The sequence below is a fragment of the Janthinobacterium rivuli genome, from assembly GCF_029690045.1.
Taxonomy (GTDB): domain Bacteria; phylum Pseudomonadota; class Gammaproteobacteria; order Burkholderiales; family Burkholderiaceae_D; genus Janthinobacterium; species Janthinobacterium rivuli.
The window spans coordinates 3346020-3372759 of the sequence record NZ_CP121464.1 but is presented as its reverse complement, the minus strand read 5'-3'; the positions used below and the strand labels follow the sequence as shown (position 1 = coordinate 3372759).

Sequence of the window (26740 nt, the reverse complement as noted above, 5' to 3'; positions counted from 1 at the left end):
TACAGCCTTGCGCATGCCTGGCCGCAAGATTGTGCGGCATCCAACACTAGTTGTAATTAGGATACTATCATGCTAGTCAACTATCTGCTGGAATTTGCGGTGCCGGCACTGGCGCGCAGGGCGGCGGCGCCATGAAATACAACGCCGCGCGCCACCGGAAGCACCCGGCGCCCTGCCCCACGCCCGATTGCATGCATTTTGCTGGCAGTGTCGGCCGGCTTTGCAGTATGCTGATAAAAAGTAATACTGCCAGGCAGATACATATATAAGAAGAGTTCCCGCAAATGACCGAACAGATGAACGAGAGCTGAACCATGCCAGAAACTAGCGACTTATCTGTCCTGATCGTCGACCCGAACCCCAGCATGCGGGGCAATCTGCACAATATGCTGAACCAGGCGGCCATCACCAAGGTGGAATATGCCGTCAATGCCGGCACGGCCATCCGCTTGCTGACGAAGAAACCGTTCGACATCATCCTGTGCGAATACGATCTTGGTAGCGGTACGGACGGCCAGGATGGCCAGCAATTGCTGGAAGACTTGCGCCACCACAAGCTGATCGGCCTGTGGACGATCTTCATCATGCTGACCTCCGAAGCCATCCACAGCAAGGTCATCAGCGCGGCCGAGCTGACCCCGTCGGACTACATATTGAAACCGTTCACCGTCGATGTGCTGAGCGGACGCATCGCGCGCGCCATCGAGCGCCGCGCCCTCTTCCTGCCCACCTACCAGCTGATCGACAAGGGCGACTTGCGCGAAGCCGTGAAAAGCTGCCGCGCGGCCGAACTGCAGCACCCGCGCCTGGCGGCCGATTTCACCCGCCTGCGCGCCGAGCTGCACATCGCCCTGGACGAATGGAAGGAAGCGGAACAGCTGTACGCCGACATGCTGGCCACGCGCCCCATGGCCTGGGCCCACCTGGGACTGGCGCGCACCCTGTTCGAGCAGCAGCGCCACGAAGAGGCGCAGGACGCGCTGCTGGAACTGGTGGAGGTCTATCCCCGCTTCATGGCCGCCTATGACCTTCTTGCGAAGAACCATGAAGCCATGGGCCAGCAGCTGCAGGCAAAGAAAATCCTCGAGGACGCGGTGGCCATCTCGCCGCACATGGTGCGCCGCTTGCGCCACCTGGGCGGCATCGCCTATGACACGGGCGACATCGGCGCGGCCGAACGGGCGTATAAACAGGTCGTGACGAAAGCGAAGTACTCGGAATTTCGCGACCCGGAAGACCACGTCAACCTGGTCAAGACGCTGGTCAAGAAAGGCGACGCGCCGCAAGCGAGCGGCGTGCTGCGCGACATGGAGCGCTCCTTGCGCGGCGGCGCCAACGTGGAAGCGTGCCGCGCCATCTCGGCCGCCATGCTGCATGAACTGTCGGGCAACGACATCGCCGCCGCCAGCGAACTGCAGCTGGCCGCCGCCGCCCTGGACACGGCGCGGGGCCTGTCGACGCAGCTGAAGGTGGGCCTCGTGCAAAGCTGCCTGAAAAACAACCTGGAGCAGGCCGCGTCCGACGTCATGATGAAACTCGTCAACGAAGCCGACAGCGACGTGACGATGGAAGCGGCCGTCGACGTATTTGAGAAGGCGGGCCGCCACGACCTGGCGCAAGGCATGGGCCAGCAGATCACGCACCAGGTGCAGGAACTGATGCAGGATGCGGCCAGCAAGTCGGAAAGCGGAGAGCTCAAGGGGGCGGTATTCGTGCTGCGCCAGGCCCTGCGCAAAACCCCAGGCAACCTGCCCGTGCTGTTCGCCTCCGTCGACGCCATCCTGCGCCAGCTCAACATGCTGGGCTGGGAAGCCCCGCTGGCCGAACAGGCGCAGCACCAGATGCAGGTGATCAGCAAGATCGACCCCAAGCATCCGAAGCTGGAGTCGCTCAAGCAGCAGTATGCGGCCACGCAGCACAAGTACGGTATTGCCACCTGATCTGAGGGACGCACTGCAAACCTGCTGCGCAGGCCATTTCCGATCATTCACGTAGGTCGGATTAGCGGGGCCGCCGAGGCGTAGCGTAATCCGACACCATTGTTGGCTCAGTAGTGTCGGATTACGCGGCGTGCCGCCGCTAATCCGACCTACGTCCCCCTTGCCGCCACAAGGTTGATCAGCTCGGCGATATTAACGCTCGCCCCTGAGCGTGTAGACCGGCTTCTCGGACTCCCCTTTCTCCGCCATCGCCAGCACGCGCTGCAGTTCCTTGCGCTCGTTGCCCTCCTTGGCCGATGACACCAGCTTGCGCAGGATGGCGACGTGCGCCGTCTGCAGCGCCTGTGCCGCCGGCACGGCGATGTCCGGTTTCACGCCGACGTGCTCCCAGTTGGTTTTGGTGACGACATTGGTCGTGCGCGCGGTCGGGATCGCAACTATGATGTCCTGGCCCAGGTTGTACCAGCTCACGGGATTGGAGCCGCCGCCGGTGGTCTCTCCGACCACCGTGCCGCGCTTCTGCGCCTGGATGCCATAGGAGAAATCCTCTCCGCCGGAAAACGTGCGGGCCGAGGTCAGCACGTACACGGGCTTGTCGTAACGCTGTGTGACCGTCTTCACGGTCCAGAACTGCCGCGTCGTGCCGGTCGGACGATCGTACATGTCGATCAGGTGACGCTCGTCGCCGAACGGGAAGAAATGACTCATCAGGTAGGCCACGCTGGCCGGGCTGCCGCCGCCGTTGCGGCGCAGGTCGAGGATCAGCGCATCCGTCCCCGCCATGAGCGACATCGCCGCCGTGTACGCCGCGCCGACGAATTCCGGACCGCCGAAGCCGCGCAGCTCGATATAGCCGACGTTGCCGGGAAGGCGTTCGATCTTCTCGATGTCATAGCCGCGCCGCACGGTCTGGTCGCGCCATTCGTCAATCTTGGCGCGGCTAGGCAGTTCGTCGGCACCGCTGCGCTCACGAAGACCTTCGTAAAACGCGGCGCTGAAATGCAAGTCACCGCTCAATTCCCGCAAGTCCTTCGCCAGCACCTCGCTGAACGCCTTCACGCTGGCGGCGCTCGCATAACCTCCTGCCGCATTTTTCCTGGTGATCGCACTGCCGACCCGTTCAGCCACCGCTGGTTCGATGTAATTCGCGTTCATTTTCGTGACCAGTGTCTGCACGATCGCGGCGCGGGCGGACGCGCTCAGGACAGTGTCCTCCGCCGCGTAGGCGGAAAACGACAACAACGCACCCAATACGACTGCTGCGACAAACTTCTTTCTACCTGCCATACATTCCTCCAAGTTGGACTACGAAGCCTTTGATTGTTGCGTGAAAAAATGCGCGTGTTGCGCCCTGCCTCATTCGGCTTTCTTGTCGCGGCGTTGCAGTGCTTCCGTCAGAGCGGGCATATAGGAGCGGCTGGCGCGCAGCACACTGCCGTCGCGCAGGCGCAGCATGGCGTCCCGGTTGGTGAGCGAGCGCAGCTCGGCGATCATGTCCAGCCGCACGATGGACGAGCGGTGCACGCGATGAAACTGGCGCGGATCGAGCTGCATGGCCAGGTTGTGCAGGCGCTCACGCATCAGCCAGGTCTTGCCGTTCGCATGCAGGGAGGCGTAATCGCCGTCGGCCTCGATGCGTTCGACCTCCGCAACCGGCACCAGCACCGTGCGCGATCCGACACGCACGCTGAAAGTGCGCGCTGCCGGCGTCGCCGACGCTGCGGCACGACCATGGCCGCGATAGGGAAAAGCCTGCTCAGCACGGTCAAGGGCTTCGTCGAAGCGTTCGTCATCGACGGGCTTGAGCAGGTAATCGAGGGCGGCCAGTTCGAAGGCTTGCAGGGCGAAGCCGTCGTAGGCGGTGAGCAGGATCGCCATCGGCCGCTGCGCCGGCGCCAGTGCGGCCAGCATTTCGAGGCCGGACTTGCCCGGCATTTCGACGTCGACGAACACCAGGTCGGGCTTCAGCGCCAGAATACCTTCGCCAGCGCTGGCGCCGTCGCCGAATTGGCCAACCAGCGTGAAGGCATCGCGCCGGGCCAGCCTGACTTTGACCGCCAGCCTGGCCAGCGGCTCGTCGTCGATGATAACGACCCGGATGCTCATGCCGCCGCCCCCATACCGCGCAGCGGCATGGCGATGCGCACGTGGAAGCGACCGTCCGTACGCCAGCCTGCGTCCACTTCTTGAGCCTCGCCGTACAGGTGGCGCAGCCGTTCCCTGACGTTGCTCAGGCCGATCCCGCTTTCCGCGTGCGCCCGCTGCTGGCCGTCGTTCCGCACGTCGATGAGCAGGCGCGCCCCGGCGCGCTCGACCAGAATATCGAGCCGGCCGGGAGCGGCCAGCGGCGCGATGCCGTGGCGGATCGCATTCTCCACCAGCGGCTGCAGCATCAGATAGGGCACGACGCTGTCGAGCAGGTCAGGGCCGGCCTTCATCGTCAGGCGCAGGCGCTCGCCGAGCCGCGCCTTTTCGATGGCGAGGTAGGCGTCGAGCAGGGCCAATTCATCGGCAAGCGTATGCTCGTGGCGGCCGTCGTGTGCGAGGGTGGCGCGCAGGAAATCGGACACGCACGCGAGCATGCGGTTGGCTTCACGGTTGGACTGCGCCGACACCAGCGCGGAAATCGCGTTCAGGGAGTTGAACAGGAAATGCGGATTGACCTGCAGGCGCAGCGCGCGCAGCTCGGCGTCGCGCGCAGCGCTTTGCGCCTGGACGAGATGCAGGCGGACCTGTTGCAGCGACAGGTAATACACCCCCACCGCATGCACCGCGCAGAACGCGATCAGCGCCAGCCAGCAGCTATCCAGACCCCGTGCGAGAGAGGCCCAGTGGTAGCCCTTCTCCATTCCGAGCGAAATCCCAAGGCGCTGCCCCAGCAAGGCGTTCACAATGGCCATTGCGTAGGTGACCGCCAACAGTATCATCCCCATCCGCAGCCACGACCATTCGCGGCGCCACATGGCCCGCTGCAGCAGCGTCAGCGGAATCAGCCACACCAGGCAGGCGACGAAGAAAAGCGTACGAAAGGCAACTATATAGCCATTACTGTAGGCCGGCAGACCGAGGATGGCCATGCAGGCGCACACCGGCAGCGCGGCCAGCACGGGAACGAGCAAGGGCGTTTCGACCTTCACGCCGGGCTTCCAAAAATGCAACTCCGCAATTCTGTTGTGTCAGTCAGCCATCGAATGGAAGGTAAAACGCGCATGGAAAGTCCCGAGCTACGAAAGCCACCACCTTAAGCGATAGCCGGACGGCGGTCCAGTCAAATGCGCCGACCCGTGCATGCCCTGCGACCAGCCGGTTCGGGCTCCGGTAATGTGCTCGCGGGCGTCGAGTTCATGCGTATGCGCCGCGAGGGCCAGGCCACGCCGACGGCCCCTGCCAGACAGCGCTGCCGTAGACCTCCCTGGCGCGTTGGCACTTAACAGGTAAAGCCGCCGTCGACGGTAATGCTTTGTCCTGTGATGAAGGCCGAATCGTCGGACAGCAGGAAACGCACGACGCCGACCACGTCGGCGACGGTGCCGAAACGGCCCATCGGCGTGAGACCGATGATCTTCTGTTTCTCCACTTCCGAGGTCGCGTCCGCCATCTCGGTGGCGATCAAGCCTGGCGCGACCACGTTTACGCGCACCATGCGTTCGCCCAGCTCGCGCGCGAGGCAGCGGCTGAAGCCGTCGAGCGCGCTCTTGGTCGCGCCGTAGATCGACATGCCGGAAAAGCCGCGCTTGCCGGAAATCGAGCCGATGTTGATGATGCTGCCGGCCCCCTCCCTGAGCAGATAAGGCGCCACGAAATGCGTGATGCGGATCAAGGCCTCGAGGTTGGTGCTCAGCAGCTTTTGCAGCAGTTCCTCGTTCATCATCGTCAGCAACTGGCCGTCGCTGTAGCCGGCATTGTTGACCAGCCCCGAAATGGCGCCGTAGCGGCGTGCCACTTCCTTGACGAATTTCTTGCTCTCGGCGCCGTTGGTGATGTCGAGCGCGCGCCAGCAGAAGCGGTTCTCGTCCGGATCGGCAGCGCGCAGTTCGCGGATGAAGGCCGTCTCGTTGCGGCTGCAGGTAGCCACGATGTGGCCGCATGCCAGCGCGTCGCGCACGAAGGCCTGGCCCAGGCCGCGGCTGCCGCCGGTGATGATGATCGCACCATTTTTTCGCATGGGAACTCCTTAATCGGTTTTCCAGGTGTAGTTGCTGGCACGCCGGTGGGTGCCGATGGCGTAGACGCGGCGCGCCATCAGCATGATCAGGCGGCCCAGCATGTGCGCCGGCTGCGGCATCGGGCGCAGCACGTCCACAATCAGCACGACCCGCACTTCCTGGGCGTCGTTGATGATTTCATGGTCCCAGCTGTCGTCGAACAGCACTGCCTCGCCTTCCTTCCAGGTGTATTTGGTGTCGTGCAGCAGCAGCGACGGCGGATTGTGCTTCGGCACTTTCAGGCCGAGGTGGTAGCGCAGGTAGTAGCGCGAGGGGCTGGTGTGGCGCGGGATCGACTTGCCGGGATCGAGGATCGAAAAGAATCCCTGGCACAGGTGCGGAATCGCGTCGAGCAGTTCGCAGGTCTTCGGGCACTGCTTGCGGTTGAATTCCGGCTTCTCGCCGTAGCAGTACAGCATGAACACGTTCCAGCGCTTCTCGCGGTTGTAGCGGCCCGAGGCATACAACAGGTCGATATCGATGTCGTGGTAGCGCGGCATTTCGTGCTGGTGCGGCAGCACGGCGTCAAGCTCGGCCCGGATCGCGTCATAGTTCTGCTCGAACAGGCGCAAGGCGGGACAGGTCTCGTCGATGTCGAAGTACAGCGGCCGCTTGTCGCCCCCGATCACCCGGTTGAAGATGGGGTTGAACACGCTGACGATCTTGTAGTTGAGCAGGCGCGTCCTGGCGATGAAGTAGAGTTTTTTCAGCAGCATCATGGTTCCCCGTCGTGGCGCCCGACTGCCAGCACGCCGTTGAGTCCGCCAAAGGCGAACGAATTGCACAGTGCATGGCGCTTGCCATGCCCGATGGCCGTCCCATGGACGATGTTGAGCCTGCTGGCGGGGTCGGGAATGTGCGGCGCGCCGATCGGCGGAACCACCCCGTGCTCGAGCGCCAGCAGCGCGCTGATGCATTCCAGCGCGCCGGTGGCGCCCAAAGCGTGCCCGTGGATCGCCTTGCCGCCCGAGACAGGCACGCTGGCGCCGTGGCGGCCGAACACTGCGTGGATGGCCTCGCTCTCGGCCGCGTCGTTGAGCAAGGTGCCGGTGCCGTGCGCGATCACGAAGCCGACCTGCTCGACGTCGAGTCCGGCACTCTTGACGGCCCGCGCGATGCAGCGCGCCATGCTGGCGCTGTCGGGACGGGTCCAGTCGGCGGCCGAGGCGTTCATCGCAAAGCCGCAGATTTCGCCAAGGATGGTGGCGCCACGCGCGCGCGCCGAGGCCAGCGTTTCGAGCACCAGCACGCCGGCGCCCTCGCCCAGCACCATGCCGTTGCGGTCGGCCCCGAAGGGCCGGCAGGCGTCCGGCGAAAGCACGCGCATCTGGCGCCACGCGCTGTACAGGCTGTACGACGGCAACTGTTCGCTGCCGCCGGCCAGCATCACGTCGGCCAGGCCGGCCCGTATCATCTGGTAAGCCTGTCCGATGGCGTGCGTGGCCGAGGCGCAGGCGCTCACCACCGAGTGGCTCGGCCCTTGCAGGCCGAAGGCCATCGAGACGGTGCTCGCGCCGGCGTTGGCCATGGCGCGGATCAGGGTTTGTGGCGCCGGCGGACGCCGCTTGACATACACCCGGAAGCCGGCCAGGTTGCGCGCATCCTCGCCGCCCATCGCCGTGCCCAGCACCACGCCGACCTCTTCCCTGTTCTCCATCAGGTAGTCGAAGCCGGCCTGGCGCATCGCCTGTTCGGCCGCGTGCAGGGCGAAGCGCGCGAAATCGTCGATGCTTTCGGGCGATATATTGGCCGCCACCGTGCGCGCGGCCGGCAGGCTGACCTGGGCGCCGATCAGGCGTACAGGTTCCTGCGCCGTCGCGCACCACTGCTCGCCCTCGCGGCTGAGCGCGGCCACGCCGCTGCGCCCGTTGCGCAAATTGTCCCAATAACTGGCCAGGTCGTTGCCGGCGGCCGAGACCACGCCCATTCCCGTGACCACCACGCGCCGCTGGGCGGCCATGTGCGAGCTCGTCATGCCGGGCAACGCTTGATGGCGAGCACCGAATTCATGCCGCCCAGGCCGAAGGAATTGGACAAGGCGGCATCGATCCGCTTTTCGCGCAGTTCATTGGGCACCATGTCGATGTCGCACAGCGGATCGCGCTTGAGGAAATTGGCGGTCGGCGGGATCAGGCCGTGCTTGAGCGCGAGGGTGGCGGCGATCAACTCGAAGCCGCCGGTCGCGCCCAGCGCGTGCCCGTGCACCGCCTTGGTCGACGACACGGCCACCGCGTCGCGCGCACCGAACACGCTGCGGATCGCCGCGCTTTCGACCAGGTCGTTCGATTCGGTGCCGCTGCCGTGGGCGTTGATGTAGCCGATCTGATCGGGGCGCAGGCCGGCCGAGCGCATCGCCTTGTTCATGGCCGCGGCCGAGCCCTGCGCGAGCGGGTTGACCGGGTCGCCCGCGTCCGAGGTGATGCCGACGCCCGCCAGTTCGGCGTACACGACGGCGCCGCGCGCGCGCGCCGAGGCCAGCGTTTCGAGCGCCACCACGCCGGCGCCCTCGCCCAGCGCCAGGCCGCTGCGGCCGCTCGAAAACGGGCGGCAGGTGTCGCTGGCCAGCACGCCCATGGCCTGAAAGGCGAGCAGGGTCGAATAGATGACGCTGGCCTCGCTGCCGCCGCTGATGGCGTAGCCGGCGTGGCCGTGGCGCAGCATCAAAAAGGCCTGCGCGATCGCGTGCGTGCCCGAGGCGCAGCCGCTATGGACCACGAAGGCCGGGCCCGTGAAGCCGAATTCCATCGAGATGCAGCTGACCGACGCCTGATGGTTGGTGCGCACCACCAGCGCCGGATTGCAGCTCTTTTTGCCGAGGTGGAACAGGCGGATCGCCTCGGCCTCGCGCGAGGCCTCGCCGCCGCTGGTGGTGCCCAGGATCACGGCCACCTGGTCGCCCGGAACCTGCTCGCGGTTCCAGCCGGCGTCGGCGATCGCCTCCTGGGCCGCCACCAGCGCGTACTGCGAGAACGGGTCGAGCAGCGGTTGCTGGCTGGTGCGTATGTGCTGCTGCAACTGGAAGCCTTCGACTACGGCGGCCGGCGCCGTGATCGTATGCCCCACCTGGGTCCGGGTGACGGGACGGATCGCCGATTTGGCATGGATCAGCGCATCCCAGAACGGCGCCACCCCGATCCCGCTCGCCGACACGCAGCCCATGCCGGTGATGACCACCCTTTGCTCGTCGCTCAGCTCATGCATCGGCGACCACCGTCCCGACCGCTCCGTTCTTGCGGCGCTCCTGGTCGACGTGGACGCAGGCGTCCTCGATGGTGTCCAGGGTCATCAAGGTGTAGAGTTCGATCTCGATGTCGAAGGCGTCGTTGATCTCGAACACGATCATCGCCATTTCCAGCGACGCAATGTCGAACTTGTCGAAGCGGGTCGCGGGGGTGAGCTCGGTTTCGATCAGCGAGGGTTTGACCTTGCGGATGGCTTCGTAAATGACACGTTCAGATTCTCGCATAAGATTGCTCCATTTGGCAGGGTTGATTGATTACGACGGGCTGACGACGACACTGAGGGAACTGGTCACGATGTTGCCGTTGGCGTCGCTGACGCTGAGCACATAGTCGGTCGTGACGGCCGGGTTGACGACGACGCTGCCCTTGGCCACCTGGTCGCTGGCGATGGCGCGGCTCACGCCGTTCGCGCCAAGGTTGGCCGACAGCGCCAGGCTGGTTTGCCATTGCAGCGTCACCGCCGTGCCGGCGGCCACGCTGTCGGCGCTGGCGAGGAACACCTGCACCTGCAGCGAAGGATAATCGCCCAGGTATTGAACCACCGGCCCGTAGGCGCCGCTCGCCGTGAGCCGGAAATAGCCGGTGAACTGGTCAACCTGCCAAACGCCGTTGCTCACGCCGACCTGGTAGGTGTTGGTCACGCCGAAGGCCGGATAGCGGAAGTAATCGACCGTCACCGGCTTGAACGGGATGTCGATCTGCGCCAGCACCGGCTGGCCAAGCCCGGTCGCGCGCAACGTGTAGGTGGCCGAATTGCCTTGCAACCTGTTGTAGGGCTGCACGGGCAAGCTGCCGGAACTGCCCACCTGCACCACGCCCGTGTCCGTGGTCAGTTGCACCGTTTGGGCGTAGTCGACATTCCAGCTCAAGGTGACGGTATCGAAATAATTGATGGCCGGGCTGTTTTTGGGTTCGAAACTCTCGACTACCGGCGCGCTGATCGTCACCACCACGATGTCGCGCGCGAATTCTTGCGAAGGCGTCCACGCGTAGAAAGTGTAGGCGACCTGCACCGCGCCGGGGGCCACGTCCTTCGACGGTGTCGTGACCAGCTGGTCGATGGTCTTGTACTGGTTCGGCAGCGGCGAAATCGTCACGTAGGCGGCCTTGGCCGCCGTCCATTTCAGGGTCGTACTCTGGCCCAGGCCGACAATCTGCGGGACCGCCTGCGCCACGATGCTGAGCACCGCCACGCTTTTTGATACCGGGAAGCTGGTCTTGGCCTGGCCGGCACCGATGAACTCATCGAGCAGCACGGATACGTTGCCCTGCTCCAGATTGATGACCACCGCATTGAATTCGAAGGCCAGGAAGGCGCCTGCGGCGAGCGTGACGTTCTGGCTCGGCGAAATCAGGAAATTGTACGGGGCGGCCGAGGCGTTCTTGCTGCAGCGCCAGCTGGCAGGCGCCCCGGTGTTGACCGTGCTCAAGTCCGCCGTCAAGTCGGTGGCGCCGCTGCCCACCGGCAGGCAGATGTAGATTTCATCGTTCGGCGTCAGCTGCAAGGGCTTGGCGCCGCCGTTGCTGGCCACGAGGGTGAAATTGACGCGGCTGTTGGCCACGGCCGTGGCCGGGGAGAGTACATAAGTGAGGACTGTCGCGCTCATCGCATCTTTCTTCTATCGGGGTAAGTGAAAAATCAAGGCTGGTCGCCGCCCAGGGCGCCGCTCAGCTTGAGCCAGCCTTCGCTCAGGATCGGCCGCGTGGCCGGCAGCGCCGCCACGGCGGCGGCGCTGGTGAGCGCGTCGCTCTCGCTCCAGGTGGTCACGCCGGAGCGCTCGACCCAGGTCCATACGCCTTTCACGCTGGCCGGCAGCGGCAACTGGATCTGCGGCGTCTCAAGCAATACCGGACCGGTGCGGAAGGTCGTGGACATGTTGTTGAGCGCGCTGTTAACCGGCCCGGCCGGCAACGACAGCCATTGCACCGGCAGGTAGCCGGAGATGGCCGGCATCCAGCCGCGCGGGTCGACCAGCATCGTCACGCTGTGGGTGGTCACGCCGTCGGCCACGGTGGTGAAGCCGGGGTCGCCCACCAGGTAGGAGTTCGGGCCGGGCGCGCCGGGTGCGCCGCTGGCGGCCAGGTCGCTGGCCATGCGCGCGAGTTTGTCGCGCGGCGCCAGAGTGCGGTCGGCCATCACCCGGCGCGGGATGGCGAGCCGGTCGTCATAGCCGTAGTAGGGATAAAAGCAACTGTAGTCGTCGTCGAGGAAGTAACCCATCACGCCGTTGTTGCTCAAGCCGATGTCGCCGATGCGCAGCGGCAGCGCCACCGACGTGAAGTCCCCGGTGACGTTCATGCTGGTGTCGGCCCATGACTGGTCGTTGGCGTCCGAGCCGCTCACGCCGAGCGTGACGAGGGCGCGCACCATCGCGATCGGGCGGCCCAGCAGGATCGCCAGGTTGCCCTGGATCGGCTGGCCCAGGGGGTCGACTTTCCACAGGCTCGAATCTATTACGTCGAGCAACTCCTGCAGGGCCGGACATCCCTCGGAGCCGCGCAGCAGGATGCCGTCGACGAAATCGTTCAGGTGCCGCATGGCTGGGCCGAATTCGGGCGGGCTGCCCAGCACCGCATTGCTGCCGGGCACGGCGTCCCAGCGCAAGCCGGAGCCGACATCGACCGCATCGTTGCCGTAGTCGATGAGCATCACCTCGCCCAGGTTGTTGCCGGCCGGGTCGAACACCACCAGGCTATGGTCAATATGGTTCGGGATCACCCAGCCGCAGATGGCGCTGGTGAGGTCCGACGAATTGCTGCGCACGCTGTCATCGTCCGCCTTCACCATGCGGAAGTCCAGCCGCAGCGGCTGCGTCACGCGCGGCGTCAGCTGCATGTATTTGCTGTTGCCCTCGCCCAAGGTCACCAGGCTGGCGCTACGGATCGGTTCGAGGTTGTCGCTCAGTTGCGAGCCGCGCAGGATCTGGCCGTAGGCATCGACCACCTGCAGCTTGGGGATGCGGAAATGGCCGGCGTGAATAGGAAAGAACAGGTCGGCGCCCGCATCGGGCAAGTAGCTGGCCACGTCGGCGAGCAGTTCGGCGATCTCGGTCTTCTGGACGGAGCTGAGCTTGCTCATTTTCAGCTGTTGCATGATCAGTTGCTGGATGATGCCGGACATCGATTGGGCCAGCACGTCGAACTGGCCGATGGTGGCGGCCATGTCGCGCAATTCGTCGATCTGGTATTGCGGCAACAGGGCCGTGTTCGGATCGCTGTTGAGGAAGTCGTTGAGCTTGTCCTGCAGGCCGAGCGCGCTTTGCCCGTTCAGGATGCTGCGCCCGGTGTAGGTGGCGGCGGCGGCGGTCACGGTGGTGCCGGTCCATTCGAAATCGAGTTCGTCGAGCTGCCAGTCCGCCAGCATCGCTTGCGGGGTGGCGGCGCTCGGATGCCATTCGATTTCCCAGTCGAGGTAAATCGGCGCCCACGGCGGGGTCCAGGCGGCAACCGACAGCTTGGCCGGCGGCACGCCATACAGGCCGGCGGTCCCGGCGATCGTGCGCACGTCGACCACCTCGGCGGCCGGCCCGTTCCAGGCCAGCGTTTGCTGGCGCGCGATTTGCGCGCTCAGGTCGGCCAGCTGGGCCGCGCTCGGGACAATGTTCGCCTTTTCGAACGCGCGCGCGGCGATCAATTGGGCGTTGTTGGTGTCGAGCAGGAAGGTCTCGAACCAATAGTCATGCATTTCCTTCGGGATCATGACGCCGGCCGGCCACACGATGGCCGGGAAATCGTCCACCGCCAGCGTCACGTCAAACGGCACCGGTGTGTAGACGACGTCGATCGCGTAAATGGTCTGGCCGGTGAAGCGGGTGAACAGCTGGCCGTCGCCGGCGCTGGAACCCAGGGCGCCGAACTTGGTGTCCTGGCTGGCGCCAGCGAGCAGAATCACCGGATCCTGGCGGTAGTTGAAGCGCGCCTGGTTGATCGTGTTCATCGTCAGGTTCAGCGGCGCGACCAGGGTCTGCAGCGCCGCCCTGTCCTGCTCCAGGGTCAGCGCGAGCGCGGCGATCTGGTCTTGCAGCGCGCCGACCTGCGGGCTCAGGGCATCGATCTGCGCCTGCGCCTTGGCGCCGTAGCCAGGATTGGTGCGCGGATAGTTTTCCAGTTTCCAGTAAGCCGCGTACAACTGCCACTTCAAGGTGGCCAGCAAGGCGGTGTCGGCGTCGAGCCGGTACTGGTCGCTGTTGAGCTTGATCAAGGCCGCGGTTGCGGCCGGATCGAGCGGCACCGAATAGGCGCCCGTCGGGATGTCGGTCGGCGACGAGGTTTGCCCATCCTGGAAAACGACCCATTGCTTGCCGCCGCCCTGGGTGGCGAAACGCGCCGCCTGCGACTGGACCAGGAACACGCTGCGGTTGTCGACGTAGTCGTACACCATGTCCTGCTGGAACGCGAGCAGCAAAGCTTCGGCCTCGACGCTGCCGACTTCCTTGGCCAGCCAGGCCGACAGCGCCTCCTCGGCGTTGGCGCCGATCGCCACCGTGGGCGGATTGGTGCCGTCCAGAATCTTGTTGATCGGGTAAAACTCGTCGCTCCCCTTCCATTGCAAGCCATACACAAAGCCGTGGCACAGGTTCTGCGCCGGCCACTGATTCTGGGCGGCGTTCAGGGGCGGGCCGCCGCTGACCGGGTTGGCCGCCAGCCAGGCCTGCCAGTCCAGCTCGGCGTCGGCCAGGTCGGCGTCATTGCCGACGGTCCACTGCATGGTGTCCATGATGGCCCGCCACTGCTCTTCGGTGGTGAAGCCGGACGGCATGTCGACCGTCTTGCCGTAGAGCGGATCGTCGTCCGGCGTGGCATACCAGCCGCAGCTGCTGTAGCTGTACACGCCGGCGGCCGCGCCCGCCATGTCGTCGTGGAAGGCAAGCACGTTGGTCATGTTGTCGTACACCGCGACATAGGTCGGGTCGCCCGGCCCCATCGCCTGCAGGAAGGCCTTGCCGTAGGTCGAGGTGGTGCCGTCCCAGGCGCTCAGGTCGAAGCGCCGGCCGATGTAGCGCAAGGTGCTGCCGCCGTCGGGATCGGGAAACACGTGGGTGCCTTCGGGCGCGGGGCCGAGGTAATCGCTCTCGAGCACCCAGGCCGTCAGTTGCGGCACGTCGCCGGGCTGGGCGATGAAGCTGCGTGTGACGATCCAGCGGTTCGGCAGCGAGGGGAAGCTGACGCCGCCCAGCGCGTCCACCTGGCCATGGCGCAGCGCGCTGGGCACGGTCCAGATCAGGTGGATACCGAGCGCGGGCGGGTTCGACGCAATTTCGAACGCGCTCGGCTGCGGCTGCCCGAGGCGCAGGCCGAGCTGGTCGTACTGCACCGCGACGGCGGCCCAGTCGCCCGTCTGGTTCGGAGCGCCCACCATCAGCGCGTCGAGGTAGATCGGGGTCAGCAGGACCGGGCCGGCCCAGGTTGGATTGACGATAGGCGTGCTCATGCTTTCACCAGATTTCCGTTGCAAATTTTTCCAGTCGCGGGTTCGAATTGCTGCAAGCCCGCCCCCTTGACCATCTCGACCGCGAATTGCGAGGAAGTAAACGCAGCGCCGGCCTGCCAGGCGCCCAGGCCGACCAGCTTGTCCACCATGGCGTCCTTGCATTTGACGATGTCGAGCACGCCGCTGGCGCGGTCGCCGCCGCGAAACGCGATCGGCGAGGTGCAGGCATCGCCGTGGCTATCGTTGATCTGCTTGCCGGCCGGGAAGGCGCCGCCCAGGCCGCGCAGGGCGATCTGGTATGCGCCCGGCTCGGCCGGCACGCCGATGACGCCGAAATGCAAGCCTTCCGGCGGCTCCGAGAAGTTGACCAGCTGCGGCACGCCGTTGAACAGGGCCAGCAGCACGTTGTCGGACAGCCGGTCCAGGCGCAGCAGGGGAACCGGCCTGGTGCCCAGGACGTCGAAGAAGGCGTTCACCTCCATACCCGGCCAGCCCGTGACGGCGGCCGAGCGCAGCAGCACGCCGGTCACCGTGCCGCCCACCTGCAGCGTGGGCGGCAGCGCCTTGCGGCGCAGCTTGGGGCGCACGTTGCCGACGGCGAGCGCGGCCTGCTGGGCCAGGCGCTCGAAGGTGCGCAGCACTTGCGCGTAATCCTGCGACGAGCCGAGCGCGATATTGACGGCGCCGTTGACGGCGCAATCGGTCCAGTTCTGGTCCATGTAAAAGAAACGGATCGATTCAGGCGGCAGCATGGCCGCGTCCGGTACCAGATATTCGAACGGCACGCCGTACAGCAGGCACAGCTCGGCCAGCCAGGCGACGATGTCGTCGGGAATGTCGAGCAGGCCATTTTCCTTGTCGCCATCGGTCCTGGCCAGCGCCTGCTGGTACATCTTGAGCAACTCGGTCGCGCCGCTATGGCTGCTTGTGGTCATGTGAACTTCCTCGTTTAGTTTGGCTTGCGCACGTGCTGGTGCAACAGGTGCAGCGCGTCCTCGCCGGCGGCGATGCGCTCCTCCCAGTCCGGCACCACGCCGGGCAACAGGTCCTCGTCGCGCCGCTCATGCGCCTTGAGCGGGGCAATCGAGACGGCCTGCCCGGCCACCCTCGAGAGCACCGCCAGCAGTACCGGCGTGACGCCGGCGCGCGGCTGCTGGAACTGGTCGGCCAGGCCGTGCAGGTGGTCCGAGGCGACGGCCGACAGGGCCGCCTGGTAACTGTTGATGCGCCACTGGAACAGCGAACTGGCGAAGGCCGCGTCAGACAAGCCGAGCAACTGGCCTATTTGCCAGGCGCTGGCGTAAGACATGTTGAACAAGCCGTTGGCCGGGTCGTAGCGGATCGCGCGGTCGCTGAAGAAATACGGGCCCAGCGGGTCGGCCTTGGTGGGCACCGGCGACAGAGGGCCGCGGTACCAGGACGTCGTCACTTCGCCGCTGCGGGTCACGTTTTGCAGGGGAATGTAGCCGATCTGGAGTGCCTCCACGGCCGTTTTCTCGGCTCCGCTCAAGTCGGCGGGGAATGGTCGGTGGGTCGGCTGCATCAGGTCGACCCCGCCCTGCCCGCACAGGTTCTGCATGTAGTCGAGGAAGCTGCCGCGCGGGCCGGCGGCGGTGAACTTCCAGGTCGCCAGGCAAACCAGGCGGATCGTCTTGTATTGGGCCGCGATGGCGGGGCCGCCGTGCAGATGCGCCTGCTGGCCTTCGAGCGAGACCAGGAAACAGCTGTTGTCGCAGCCGCTCCTGGGCAGCCGGTTGCCGACGGCGACCGAGAACCAGCCGTCCTCGACCATGCCCAGCACCTCTTTCTGGTCCGTGTTGACTTCGCGCACGTGGGCCAGCAGCGGCAGTTCGGCCAGCGACGGCGCGAGCGCGAGGAAGGCGGCCAGGTCGAGGTCGATGGCCAGCAGTTGCGAGGCCAGTTCATCGGCACTGAGGGTGTCCGCGTCGATCAGGGTCGGCCCCAGGATGGACGGGTCGCCCGGGTCGATCAGCTGCGCCACCGTGATCACCTGCGGGGTGGCGCCTTTGAGCTCGTCCGGATACAGCGTCAGCAGGCCGATCCAGGGCGGCGTGGTGCCGTCGTTGTCGCCCGCGTTGTTGGTGTTGCCGTCGATCGACCTGACCCACGGCAAGGTGCGGGTGCGCAACACCACGTGCGGCAGCGATTCCTCGTAGTTGCCGACCATATTGGCCGGCGGATAGACCAGCTGCAAGTCCTGGGACGGCAGCTGGAAGCGCGGGCCGCTCACCAGGAACGGGGTTTGCACGCCGAAGCTGTTGCCCTTCACATCGGCCTTGAGCCCGTCAACCGTCTGTTGCGCCTGCAACCAGTAGGAACCTGCCTGGAGCGGGGGCTCGGCGGCGCAATAGAAGCGGATCTGTCCCGCTGCGAGCGGCACATCCTCGTCGGCGATGGCGATATCGTTCATGGACTTGTCCTTATGCTATTTGAAGTTGGCAAGACGGCGGCGCGGTATCGGCCGGCGCCCCCGCGGCGCACTGCATGAGGCCGCTCAAGCCGCCCGATTTCAGGGTCGCCGCGTCGGCGCAAAAGCCGAACACGCCCTGCACGCTGGCCGACGCCGGCGAGCGGTAACAGGCGGTGTCGCGCCCGTGCACCAGCAGCGCCAGGCCGAGCTTGCCGTCGAGGCAATCGGGCACCTGGTACACATACACCTGCAGCGCGCCGGCCTGGAGCACGAATTGCGGATCGAGGTCGTCCTCCCCGGCATACGCCGGGTTGGCGGGATCGTCGGTCCAGCGCGCCTGCACGCGTGGCCGGACCGAGCCGCCGACCAGCACCGCCACCGTCGACACCTGCTCGAAGAACAGGGTTTCGAGCCAGCCCTGCCCCAGGCTGCCATCGGCCTGGCGCACCTGGTTGCCCTTGAGGACGTCGCTGGCCAGGATCTGGCCGCGCTGCGGTTTTTTCAGCACCGGCGCCGCTTCCGGACGCAGCAGGCAGCCGTCGGCCTGGAAGTAATAGTGGTTCAGGCGCGTCCAGTCGCTGTCGTGGTACCAGCCGGCAACGCCGTCCGGGCTGGCGTCGCCGGCGATCACCACCAGCTCGCTGGTGGCGGCTGGCAGCTCGTGGTATGCGCCGCACGCCGGATCGGCGAGGCGCAGCTGCAACGGCTCCTCGTAGCGGTTGAAGGCGAGCAGGCGCAGCGCCAGGTTGCCGCGCAGCTCCACGCTGCGCGCGGCGTCGTCGCCGAGGCGCACGATGCTGGTCGCGCCCGGCGCCAGGGTCAGGTGCAGCTTGCCGGCCACCTTGGCAGCGAACTGGCCGAGGCCGGCCACCCATTTGGCGCGGCTGCGGTAGCGCATCAGTGGCAAGGCGGTGTCACCCTTGCCCAGCGCGTGCCGGGTGGCGCCGGCCCGGTAGCGCCGGCTGTGGCCAATCACCCGGCTGGCGTTCACGGCGGCGGGCGCTTCCGCGGCGACCCGCGGCGCCGCCTGCGCCATCGTGGTCGAGGCAGTGATCACCGGCGCGAGGTCCATGCCGAGCGGCGCGATGCTGGGCGGCGACTGGAAGATGTTGCCGACGTTGTGTTGCAGCACCGACAGGTTGGGCGCCTCCAGCGCCGGCTGGCCAAACAGGCGCAGCGCGGCCAGGATGTCGTTGCGCAGCAGCACGACCAGCGGGTCCATGATGGTCGAAGCGATCACCTCGGCGCGGTCGGTTTGGAGCGGCTCCGCCTGGGCCGGGTAGTTCGGCGTCCAGGCGAACGGCAGCGGCAGCGGACCCAACGTGACGAAGGCCAGCGTGGCCATGTCCATCGGACCGACCGGCGCATACAGCAACACCTGCGAGCCCTGCAGGGTGGCGCCCAGGATGGTGCCGGGAATCGACTTCGCCTGCGGGATGCCATTCGGATCGAAGGAGTTCTTCGACCACAGCGCATCGGGCGAGCTGCTTTGCTGCATGCCCACGTCGATCAGGCGCGCATCCAGGTCGATCGCTTCCCAGGCATTGTCCTTGACGGACCAGCCCAGCACGCTCAAGGTCAACGGCGTCGTCACGGTGACTTGCGCCATCGGCTGGATGCCGATGGCCGGACCGCTGAAGCTGGCGGCGGCGCCGGCGAAGCGCAAGGTGGTCGCCGGAACGACGGTGCCGACGGTGAGCGCGAACGGACTCTGGATCACCCAGCCGACATCCGGGTAGTCCCCGATCAGGCCGCGCGTCACTTGCGGCTTGAGCACGGCGTAGGCCTGGGTCAGCGCCGGGGTCGGCGCCTGCTGCGCCAGCGCCATCAGCGCGGCCGGGGCTGTTCTGGCGCCCGCCGGCGCCGTGTCGATGCTCAGCGCGGGCAGGAAGCTGAGCTGGAAGGCGTCCCAGTCGAGCGGATTGGTGCCGGGCTGGGCCTGCTTGCTGTCGCCGAACGGGATCGTAAACGAAATCACGTACCAGTCGACCCCGACCTCGCCGGCGATCGGCGGGCCCCACAGGACCAGGCGTGCGCCGATCTGGGCCGTCAGCGACAGCTTGACGCCGGCCACCTCGGTCTCGAATCCGGCGCCGACGGTGATGTAGGCCTCGAGCTTGAAATAGAACGGTTGCCACTGGATCAGGAAATCGACGCCGGCGGCGAACCAGGCGCGCAGCGGGCCGCTTTCGAACAACACTTTCAGGTAGCCGCCGGCCATGATGGCCGACGGGGTCAGCGCGAAATAGGCGCCGCCGTTGATGTTGAGCGAACCGATCGGCATGGCCATCGGCCAGTTGAAGCCCAGGCGCGGCACGACCGGATAGTTCTCGGGCACGCTGAAGGCCGGGTTGTAGCCGCCCAGGGTGATGACGAAGTCGCCCGCGTAGAGGCCGTCATACCAGACGATGGCCGCGAAGCCGCCCGTCAACTGGCAATCCTTGGACAGCACGAAGGAGTTCGGCGTCAGTTGCGCGCGCACCGACACCACGCCGTCACTGGGACGGAACGAGACCAGCAAGCCCAGTTCCACGTAGGCCAGCGCATTGGCCGGCTTGGCCTTGGGCGGGAACGAGGCCGAGCTGATGCCGATCAGGTCGATCGAGAACTCGCGCCCGAACTTGACGATCAGCAGCGCGAACGAGTTGAGCATCTGGAAGCTGGTGAACTGGATGCCGCCTGCGGCCCAGTATTGCCCGATTTCAGGATAGACCACCTTGGAAAGCACGCTCAGGGCCGAATCCGGCGTCGCGCCCGAGCCGAACACGCTGCTGTCGATGGCGCCCTGCACCAGCGGGAATTCGGCGATGTCGCCCACGTCCGGGATGCGCAGGTTGCGGTTGTAGCCGAAACCGGCGGCCAGGCCGTTGATGAAGAAGGCCGGGGTGGGCCCGAGCGGGATGTTCAGGTTGACAAAGATGAACAGCGAGGCGGCCGTCGGGCCGTCCGGCCTGGCCGGATCGAGCGGCACCAGCGCGTACGAGCCGAGCGCCAGCAGGCCGAAGGAGCCGGCCTTGACGGTGGCGTAGCCGTCGTAGCTGAGCGGGTTGTCCTGCTTGAGGAAGCCGCCGGCGATTTCCACGCCACCGCCGCTGAACTGGATGTCGATGCCGGCCAGGTCCATGCTGTAGGCGCTCGGGTCGAGCGGGGTCTTGACGGGCACGCCGACGGACAGCGAATCGAGGCCGATGAACAGGCCCGCCATGGTGACGTTGCCGTCGAACAGCATGTCGAGCAGATACTTGTCCTGCTCCCAGCCGACCCCGATCTGGCTGGCGTACAGGGGGCCGAAGCTGCGCTGCACCGGGAACCACACCTGGGTGCCCTCGCTGCCGTCGCCGCTGAACAGCTCGACGTACAAATCGTTGACATAGGAGGTGCGCACCGAGAAACCAGGATTGGCGACCGGGTTGGCCGACTGCGGCGAGGCGTCGCTGCCGGAGCCGAGCAGGTTTTCCGCCACCGGATTGGCCTTCCCGCCCGGCACGGCCACATTGGGCGCAAGCGAAATGCCTATATCGCTGAGCATCACGCCCCCGCCATACGACGTGACCCGGCTGGGTTTGTCGAAGTCGAAGGTGATCAGGCCGCGCGGCGCGACCGCGCCCAGGCTGAAGCGGCTCATCTGGACCAGGTTCTGGCCTTCCTTGCCATGGAAATCCATGCCGATGTTGACCAGTTCAAGCAGCAATTTCCTGAATTCCGGCGAGTCCGTGCTGATCGGCACGTACAGCGAGACGCCGCCCTTCAGGTCGGGGTCGCCGCCCGCCTTGGCGATCCATTCGGTGTCTTCGTCGCCCAGCTGCAAGGTCACGTAGGGCACGGCGGCCAGTTCCAGGCCGGGCACCATCACGCGCAGGCCGAAATAGTCGCTGCCGTCGCTGCGCGGACCGAGCCAGATGCCGCCGGTCTTGCCGATGCTGACCAGCTGGAACTGCTGGGCCAACATGGCGCGCAGGAAACGGGCCAGGAATTGCTCAATGGTCAGGCTTTCCAGCGCGGACAGGCTGTTGAGCATGTACAGCTTGTCTTCCTGGATCATCAGTTGCGAGGCCAGCAAAATGGTGGCGGCGCTCGGCCCCTTGTCCGACGAGAACAGCGGTTGCTCCATCCACTTGCTGACGGCGGCCTGGTTCAGCACCAGGATCGACAGGTAGCGCGGCACGATGTTGAGCAGGATCGATTCGAGCCACTCAACGACATCCTGGCTCCATTGGGTCGTATCGGGTTGACCGAAGAAGGTCGGCAGCAATTCGCGGTAGTAGCTGCTGGCGGCCAGCGCCGTGCCGGCCGGGTCGACGCCGAGCAGGAACTTGCTGCTGAGCATGTCGAACTGCATCGACAGTTTCGGTCCGCAGCCGTCCTGCAGCGGCGCCAGGATGGCCAGCTGGAAGTTCAGCTGCGGCTTGACCGGGCTGACCGGGGTGCCGTCGGCCAGCACCGGAATGCCTATGCCGGTGGGCGCGATCTCGAGCACGATGCTGTCGCCGGTGGGCAGGTTCAGTTCGACCCACAGGCCGACCTGCAAGATGTCCGACAGGGTTTGCACCCCCGTCACCAGGGTGACCGGCAGGCTGGCCGATGGCTTGTAGCGCAACAGGCCGGCATCGGTCTCGATGCTGGCGAAATACGGCTTGAGCAGGCCGGCCACGACTTGCACGGTGGCCGGCGCGTTGGCGCTCGACAGGCGTGCGGACAGCCACGCGAGCGCCGCGCTGCCGACCGCGTCCGCTCCCTCCTCGCTGACCGCGATCAGCTGCTGGACCAGCTGCGGCACCTGCAATTCGTCCGAGGCGCTGCGCAGGCTGGCCACGAAGGCGGCCGCGCCGCCGGCGGCCAGTTCGTCCAGCAGCACGGCGGTCAGTTGCTTGAGCAAGGCTTGCGCGGCTTGCTGCGCCGCCTCGACCACCAGCGTTTGCCATCCGGGGAACGGCAGTATCTGGAAGTTCTGCCCGCTCTCGAGCTGCCTGGCCGACAGGTGGAATACCTTGTCGTAGGCGGCCTGGAGCACCAGCGTGGTGTCGCCCGCGACCTTGCCGCTGAGCGAGACCTTGCCGGCCAGGCCGGGCTGGAAGTTCGGCCCCAGCGACAGCGAAAACGCCAGCGTCCGCAACTCGACGCCGTCGGCCAGCGCCAGCGTCTTGCCGGCTGCGAGGCCGGGCGTGATGATGAATGTCTGCGCGGCAACATCGGCCACCAGCTCGATTTGCTGGCTGTACGGCAAGCCGAAAATGCACAGGCCGCCCGTGATCGGCTTGATGCCGACGCCGCTGGAGGCTTGCGAGGCGACCGTGATGGTGGAGAACACGCGCGCCAGGGCGGCGATGTTGAGCTGGCCATTGGCGCCGAGCACGGCGTCGCCCAGCAGCCAGCCGAGCGGATCGCCGAACAGGCCGAGCGGCGACTTGGTGAACCACAGGCCAGTGGCGCTGTCCTGGAATGCCAGCCCGAGCGCCGACATGGCGGTGCGCGCGACCGGGTAGGCGTTGAGCAGCTGGGCGTCGACCACTTGCCCGAAAAAGGTCGAGAGCGCGAAATTGGGCGCCAGCGCGATGGTTTGCTCGAGGAACAGCGCGGCGTCGAAGGGATACAGGGTCAGCGGCAGCGGCATTGGCTGGGTGCCGTCGCCCCAGCACAGTTCGACCGCGAACGCGGCCTTGGGCGCCGCGGCGACCGTGACGGCCAGCTTGGAGCGCACTTCGAGCTGCACTTGCGCGCAATACAGGCCCAGTTCGGCGCTCAATTCGCTGCTGCGCAGGTCGAACCCCATTGCCCCGCTGATCTGCAGGAAGTTGCCCCACATCGGCAGCGCGTCGGCCAGCAGGCTGACCTGGATCAGCGCGCCCTCCGACACCGACAATTGCACCGGTCCCACGATCACCGGTTCGATCTGCGAGCACAGTTCGGCGCTCAGCTGGGCCACGCGCGCCGGGTCGTCCATCAGCGCGGTAAAACGGCTTTCCAGCTGCGCCGCCGGATTGGCGGCCAGCGCCACCCAGTCGTACAGGCAGGGGGCGAAGCCGCTGTCCTGGTCCTGTACCAGTTGCAGCGCGTGTAACAGTTGCAGCATCGGCAGCGGCAGCGCCGGAATCGTGATGCCGATGATGGATTCGAGCAGCGCCACCGCCTGGGCCCGGCTGTCGGCATCCTGGAACAGCGCGATGCCGCGTTCGATGAAGTAATTGAGCGGATCGGCCAGCATCGCGGTCCAGCCGGCCGAATCGACGCCGGCCAGTGCATCGGCCCTGGACAGCGGGACGACCAGGTTCATCAGGCCCAGCACCTGGTAGGCGTTGCCGATGGCGGCGTTGCCCAGCAACGGCGTGACGAACTGGCCCACGCCCACGTTCAGCAGGCCGTAAAACACGGCCACCCATTCGCTGCTCTCGTGCGTCAACTGGTCCAGGTCGTAGACCAGCGTGTCGTCGCCGCTATGCATGGTCAGCAGCACCTGCGGCTGCAGCACGAGGCTGCCCTGGTCGAGCGCCATGTCGATCCCGAGCCGCATCGACACGAGCGTCTTGACGGTGCCGTCGGTGCTCGGCACCACGACGGGCGTTTGCGGCGTGAGCAGGGTCTGCAGGCGCAAGCCTGGCAGGTAGTTGCTCTGCGGCGCGGCGCCCGTCAGGGGCACTTCGACGAAGCGCAGCAGCAGATCGGTGCTGGTGTCGATGCCGAGGGCGCTGAAGCTGAAGCTGCGCTGCAAGCCCAGACCGAGGGTCTGGCCAAGGGCCGACGTCCACACGGCCAGGTCCAGGTCGCCCGGCAGGTCGACCGCCACCGCGAACGGCGCCGCGTAGCTGCCGCTGCCCGATACCGCAGGGATTGGCGCGCCATCGCTGACGGCCCAGCCCAGCAAGGACATGGCCGCTTTCGTGTAGTCCGCCTGCGCCAGCAGCGCCGAGATCTGGCGCTTGACGTCGCCGACCGGGTCGGTGAAGCCGTCCGGCTTCATCACCGGCATCGTGGCCGGCCAGCTCAGGCCGGCGGGCACGAAGGCGCCCAGGTTCGGCAGCAGACCGAGCAAGGCGTTGAGCGCGAGGCCGGGACGGTTGCTGGTGCGGTACACGGCCACGCCGGACAGGGCGGTGACGATGGGCGCGAAGGTCTGTCCCTGCTTCGTGACGAGTTCATCGAGCGAATCGGCGTCCGAGAACACCATGTCCTGCCCGACCGGCATCGAGGTGCCGTCGACGATGATGGCCGGCTGGCCGACGGCGACGTTCCAGTGCCAACTGTCGTAGGGCGACCAGCTGCCGCTGAAGGAGGCGCCGTCGACGCTGACGGCGGCGCCGGCGACGGCCGGCGTGATGAGGGTTTGCGACAGCGCGATGTGCGCGGCGATGCCCGGAAATATGCACGCCTGCACCGGCGCGCCGTTACCGAACTGCATGCTCAGCGCGTACACGTCGATGCCGATGTCCAGCGTTTGCAGGCTGGCGTAACTGATGTCCGGGCTCAGTTGCAGGCCCAAGGTGAGGCGGTTGGCGCCGCCGGCCTGGCTTTCCACATACGCCAGCAGGGACGCCGGCAGGCTGGCCTCCGTGAGCGTAAACAGCCACGGGTCGGCCGCCTGGCCCTTGCCGGTCACGCTGGTCGTGACGCCGGTCTGGTCGAACAAGGCGCCGGCCGCCCGCAGCAGCCAGTACACGGGCAATTGCCCGTCGACCAGGGTGCCGTCTTGCAGCAGCGCGCTGTAATACGTGCTGAACGCGGCCACCGGGTTCTGGAACGACGTGACCATTTGCGCGGCGCTGAACGGCGGCGCCAGCGTGGCCGGCCAGCTCACGCCCGCCTCCAGGTCCGGCGCGATCACGCCGAGAAGGATGGCGGCCTGGCGCCCATAGGAGGAGCCGCCGGCCAGGCCGAACACGCCCTGCAGGGCAGCGTCGACCAGGGTGTACAACTCCGTGATCGCCTGCTCGACCAGGGTGCCCGGCTGGGTCAGGTCGATCTGCGCGTATTGCCCATTTGGCGTCGACACATCGACCAGCTGGAACGCGGGCACCACCTTCATCGCCGCGGTACTGCTTTGCAAGACCGAAACTCCGCCGCTCAAGCTGCCAAAGCTGTACTGTTCGCCGCCCACGCTGCCGGCGAACAGCGGCTTGCCGGCGTCGGTGCTGGTCAGCGCGATGCCGACATTGAGGTTGAGGAAACTGGTGCTCACGCCAAGCTGGCCGGTGGTGGCCAGCGAAAACTGGGCCAGGTCGAGCTGGGCCTGGATCAGGATGTGCGCCGGAGCCGTGCCCAGCTGCTGGCCCTTGCCGCGGAAATTGAGGCCCGGCAGCAGGTAGCGGGTGCCGAGGGCGTCGACCTGGGTGACCATGGTCAGCGCCAGCGCGCCGTAGGCCGGCTCGCTCAGCAGCGGCACCATGAACGGCGCGGCCACGCTGCCGTCGCCGGCCACCTCGGGCGCGGCCACGCCGAGCAAGGCGCCGATCGCGCCCATCCAGGCCGGGAATGCGGCCTCGTCGGCCAGCAGGCTGTTGAACCAGGCGACGAAGGGCGCGCCCAGCGAGGCGCCCGCCTTCGCTTGCGACAGCAGCGTGTCCCAGCGCAGCAGCGGCAGGCGTACCGCCGAATCGGGGACGATGGGCGACAGGCCCAGGATCGGCAACAGGTTGCTGGCGCGATTGTCCTGGCTCAGCACTTGCTGCAAGGCCGAGACGAACAGGGTCGACACCGTGCTCAGCCATTCCTGCGGCGTGATCTGGGCGATCTGGCTCAGGTTGCGGTCGGCCGGGGCCAGTTCGGTCGGCAATTGCAGTTGCATCACCACCACCGACAGGTCGACCGACGGCGCACCCAGGTCGAGCTGGGCGCTGAACTTGACGCCGTTGAACGACAGGCCGTTGCTGTTGATGATTTTTTGCCCACCTGCGGCGGCGAACTGCACGCCCATGTTGAGCGGGAAGTCGCTGTTCCCCAGCACCATGTGCATGCCGCCCTGCCCGATTTTCAAGACCGGCAGCAAGCCCCAGGCGCTGACCTCGATGTCGCTGACGCCGTCGGCCACGCCCTGGGCCGCGAAATCCCACTGGTGCAGCACGCCGATGCCGAATACCTGGTCGCTGTTGACGAGGTCCGGATTGACGGCGTAATTGACGAGGTAAAAACCGGTCGCCGTCAGGCTGCCCGGATACGGGATCGGATTCCACACGCCCATGCTGCCCAGGTCCTGGGCCGGCAAGCCGAGCGCGCTGGCCGACACTTCGCCGAGCAGCTCGGCGAACAGTTCGGCGATCGTCGCGCCGTTGGTCGACAGATTGTCCCCGGTCAGATTCATGGGGTTCTGGAACCAGTCCGGATTGAGCTCGTAGCTGTTGGCCTGGCCCTGGACCGCGCGCAGAATGCCGATCGCGATGCCCAGCTTGAGCAGCGTGGGCGCCAGTTGCGACGCGTCGAAGGTGGCCGCGCTACCCACGACGGGCCTCACAAGAGAACGTGTTGATGAACATCATTTACTCCCGTTGCATGAGCTTCAAGGA

Annotated in this window: 14 protein-coding genes; 1 reads left to right on the top strand and 13 read right to left on the bottom strand. The window is 66.3% G+C overall.

The window, feature by feature from the left end:
• Positions 1-314 precede the first annotated feature (314 nt).
• On the top strand, positions 315-1940 hold the full coding sequence (locus tag P9875_RS15235; protein ID WP_278315780.1) for a tetratricopeptide repeat-containing response regulator: 1626 nt from the start codon (positions 315-317) through the stop codon (positions 1938-1940).
• A gap of 192 nt (positions 1941-2132) precedes the next feature.
• Here the strand turns inward: P9875_RS15235 and P9875_RS15230 are convergent, their stop codons facing one another.
• From P9875_RS15230 to P9875_RS15170, 13 genes are all read right to left on the bottom strand, one after another.
• On the bottom strand, positions 2133-3227 hold the full coding sequence (locus P9875_RS15230) for a S41 family peptidase (protein WP_278315779.1): 1095 nt from the start codon (positions 3225-3227) through the stop codon (positions 2133-2135).
• Positions 3228-3296: 69 nt separating this feature from the next.
• Positions 3297-4046 (bottom strand): LytR/AlgR family response regulator transcription factor, encoded by a 750-nt coding sequence (locus P9875_RS15225; protein WP_035818583.1) that lies wholly within the window; start codon positions 4044-4046, stop codon positions 3297-3299.
• Complete coding sequence (locus P9875_RS15220; RefSeq protein ID WP_235211660.1) at positions 4043-5077, bottom strand: sensor histidine kinase; 1035 nt, start codon at positions 5075-5077, stop codon at positions 4043-4045. The genes P9875_RS15225 and P9875_RS15220 overlap by 4 nt, the downstream gene beginning before the upstream one ends.
• A 290-nt stretch (positions 5078-5367) precedes the next feature.
• The gene (locus P9875_RS15215; protein ID WP_099403550.1) at positions 5368-6105 is read right to left on the bottom strand and encodes an SDR family NAD(P)-dependent oxidoreductase; all 738 of its coding nucleotides are present in this window, start codon (positions 6103-6105) and stop codon (positions 5368-5370) included.
• Positions 6106-6114: 9 nt separating this feature from the next.
• Positions 6115-6864 carry an aspartyl/asparaginyl beta-hydroxylase domain-containing protein gene (locus tag P9875_RS15210; protein ID WP_099403549.1) on the bottom strand — a complete coding sequence of 250 codons (750 nt, stop codon included), beginning with the start codon at positions 6862-6864 and terminating at the stop codon, positions 6115-6117.
• Entirely contained in the window at positions 6861-8120 is a 1260-nt protein-coding gene (locus P9875_RS15205; protein ID WP_176389634.1) for a beta-ketoacyl-[acyl-carrier-protein] synthase family protein, read from the bottom strand. The genes P9875_RS15210 and P9875_RS15205 overlap by 4 nt, the downstream gene beginning before the upstream one ends.
• Entirely contained in the window at positions 8117-9346 is a 1230-nt protein-coding gene (locus P9875_RS15200) for a beta-ketoacyl-[acyl-carrier-protein] synthase family protein (protein ID WP_176389635.1), read from the bottom strand. Before P9875_RS15200 ends, P9875_RS15205 begins: the two co-directional genes overlap by 4 nt.
• Positions 9339-9611, bottom strand: coding sequence for a phosphopantetheine-binding protein (locus P9875_RS15195; RefSeq protein WP_035818574.1), 273 nt, complete (start codon positions 9609-9611; stop codon positions 9339-9341). The genes P9875_RS15200 and P9875_RS15195 overlap by 8 nt, the downstream gene beginning before the upstream one ends.
• 30 nt (positions 9612-9641) lie before the next feature.
• Positions 9642-10994 carry a hypothetical protein gene (locus tag P9875_RS15190; RefSeq protein ID WP_278315778.1) on the bottom strand — a complete coding sequence of 451 codons (1353 nt, stop codon included), beginning with the start codon at positions 10992-10994 and terminating at the stop codon, positions 9642-9644.
• Between the two features lie 32 nt (positions 10995-11026).
• Positions 11027-14818, bottom strand: a complete 3792-nt coding sequence (locus P9875_RS15185; protein ID WP_278315777.1) for a hypothetical protein — start codon at positions 14816-14818, stop codon at positions 11027-11029.
• Entirely contained in the window at positions 14815-15753 is a 939-nt protein-coding gene (locus tag P9875_RS15180) for a hypothetical protein (protein ID WP_278315776.1), read from the bottom strand. Before P9875_RS15180 ends, P9875_RS15185 begins: the two co-directional genes overlap by 4 nt.
• Positions 15754-15767: 14 nt before the next feature.
• Positions 15768-17249: a hypothetical protein gene (locus P9875_RS15175; protein ID WP_278315775.1), complete on the bottom strand. Its 1482-nt coding sequence runs from the start codon at positions 17247-17249 to the stop codon at positions 15768-15770.
• A gap of 10 nt (positions 17250-17259) precedes the next feature.
• Positions 17260-26676 carry a DUF6603 domain-containing protein gene (locus tag P9875_RS15170; RefSeq protein WP_278315774.1) on the bottom strand — a complete coding sequence of 3139 codons (9417 nt, stop codon included), beginning with the start codon at positions 26674-26676 and terminating at the stop codon, positions 17260-17262.
• Positions 26677-26740: the final 64 nt, after the last annotated feature.

Excerpts from the sequence above, each read along its gene's own strand:
- P9875_RS15235 (WP_278315780.1), top strand. The coding sequence starts at position 315 with ATGCCAGAAACTAGCGACTTATCTGTCCTGATCGTCGACCCGAACCCC.
- P9875_RS15230 (WP_278315779.1), bottom strand. The coding sequence starts at position 3,227 with ATGGCAGGTAGAAAGAAGTTTGTCGCAGCAGTCGTATTGGGTGCGTTG.
- P9875_RS15225 (WP_035818583.1), bottom strand. The coding sequence starts at position 4,046 with ATGAGCATCCGGGTCGTTATCATCGACGACGAGCCGCTGGCCAGGCTG.
- P9875_RS15215 (WP_099403550.1), bottom strand. The coding sequence starts at position 6,105 with ATGCGAAAAAATGGTGCGATCATCATCACCGGCGGCAGCCGCGGCCTG.
- P9875_RS15210 (WP_099403549.1), bottom strand. The coding sequence starts at position 6,864 with ATGATGCTGCTGAAAAAACTCTACTTCATCGCCAGGACGCGCCTGCTC.
- P9875_RS15205 (WP_176389634.1), bottom strand. The coding sequence starts at position 8,120 with ATGACGAGCTCGCACATGGCCGCCCAGCGGCGCGTGGTGGTCACGGGA.
- P9875_RS15200 (WP_176389635.1), bottom strand. The coding sequence starts at position 9,346 with ATGCATGAGCTGAGCGACGAGCAAAGGGTGGTCATCACCGGCATGGGC.
- P9875_RS15195 (WP_035818574.1), bottom strand. The coding sequence starts at position 9,611 with ATGCGAGAATCTGAACGTGTCATTTACGAAGCCATCCGCAAGGTCAAA.
- P9875_RS15190 (WP_278315778.1), bottom strand. The coding sequence starts at position 10,994 with ATGAGCGCGACAGTCCTCACTTATGTACTCTCCCCGGCCACGGCCGTG.
- P9875_RS15185 (WP_278315777.1), bottom strand. The coding sequence starts at position 14,818 with ATGAGCACGCCTATCGTCAATCCAACCTGGGCCGGCCCGGTCCTGCTG.
- P9875_RS15180 (WP_278315776.1), bottom strand. The coding sequence starts at position 15,753 with ATGACCACAAGCAGCCATAGCGGCGCGACCGAGTTGCTCAAGATGTAC.
- P9875_RS15175 (WP_278315775.1), bottom strand. The coding sequence starts at position 17,249 with ATGAACGATATCGCCATCGCCGACGAGGATGTGCCGCTCGCAGCGGGA.